Raw genomic sequence first — 554 nt, 5'->3', positions numbered from 1 at the left:
TCACATAGAAAAGTTCTCCGGGCGTGCACGGAATGTTATTTACATAAGCCAGCCCCCCGGCACCGCCTGTACCCCCTATGCGGCCTTGCCCCCCGTCGTCGCCCCCATGCGCGCCTCCGGTGCCCACGGTCACCGCGCAAAACGACGTCATTCCAGGTGGCGCATAGAAGGCATAAGTTCCTGACTCCAGCCACTCTTGAGAGCCACTTGGGGGACGGCGAGAAGCGAAAAATCGACGCGCGCCGCGCATCAGAAATTTCTCCCGCCGTCTTGCGCATAGGTGAACGTGCCGTCTTGCAGGAAGACGTAAATATCGACCTTGCCGGCCTGCGCGGTAGGATTCGGCACGCCGCCGCCCATCGCCCACCGCAGTGTCGTCCCGCCGCTAAATGTCACCGTGTGCGCCCCGCCGAAAGCGACGATGACAGTAAAGCTTTTCCCTGCCACGGATGCCGGCAATGTGATCGTCGTGTTTGCGGTGGTCGTGAACTTCTGCACCGTCCCGTTGGTAAGATCGACCGCGAACGAAGCGCCCGGTGCCGGCGCATACGTGG

1 protein-coding gene is annotated in these 554 nt (G+C 61.9%); it reads right to left on the bottom strand.

Going from position 1 to position 554, the window contains the following annotated elements:
- Positions 1 to 249: 249 nt before the first annotated feature.
- Positions 250 to 554: hypothetical protein (locus F2P46_RS39020; protein ID WP_208296932.1), on the bottom strand; the 305-nt coding region annotated here is incomplete at its 5' end.

The sequence above is a fragment of the Massilia sp. CCM 8734 genome, assembly GCF_011682155.1.
GTDB lineage: Bacteria > Pseudomonadota > Gammaproteobacteria > Burkholderiales > Burkholderiaceae_D > Telluria_A > Telluria_A rubra.
The sequence above is the reverse complement of the archived record's forward strand: the minus strand, read 5'-3'. Positions and strand labels throughout refer to the sequence as shown.